At 53.0% G+C, this 349-nt stretch carries 1 protein-coding gene; it reads left to right on the top strand.

Features of this window, described 5'->3' with window-relative positions; translation table 11 throughout:
• The first annotated feature begins 81 nt into the window (after nt 1-81).
• Complete coding sequence (locus tag EUU22_RS26355; RefSeq protein ID WP_500681135.1) at nt 82-288, top strand: hypothetical protein; 207 nt, start codon at nt 82-84, stop codon at nt 286-288.
• Nucleotides 289-349 lie beyond the last annotated feature (61 nt).

Raw genomic sequence — 349 nt, 5'->3', positions numbered from 1 at the left:
TAAACGGTGCTGGGAAGCCTGCACAGCCACCTGGAACACAACGACAGTACACCATGATGTTACACCTGGCACACACACCACCTGAAATGGATCAAAGCCTTGAATGGCAGACTTGAAACCGTGAACCTTGTAGCAGAAGACCTAGGCAGAGTGCTCTTTGCCATCGGTCTGAGCCGCCTGTTTGGAAGAAGCAAGTCCGGCTGGGCCAGGGCAACCAAGTCAACAAGAAACCAACGGGACCACGTCAAATGCGGACGCTTCTGCCCAGTGAAGGAAACCATCGACTGAATGCAAAGATAGCACAACGACTGGGGGAGGATGTTTGCAAACCACACATCGGACAAGGGGT

The sequence above is a fragment of the Ciceribacter ferrooxidans genome, assembly GCF_004137355.1.
GTDB lineage: Bacteria > Pseudomonadota > Alphaproteobacteria > Rhizobiales > Rhizobiaceae > Allorhizobium > Allorhizobium ferrooxidans.
Note: the sequence above shows the minus strand (reverse complement) of the source record. Positions and strands in the feature narration are given on the sequence as shown.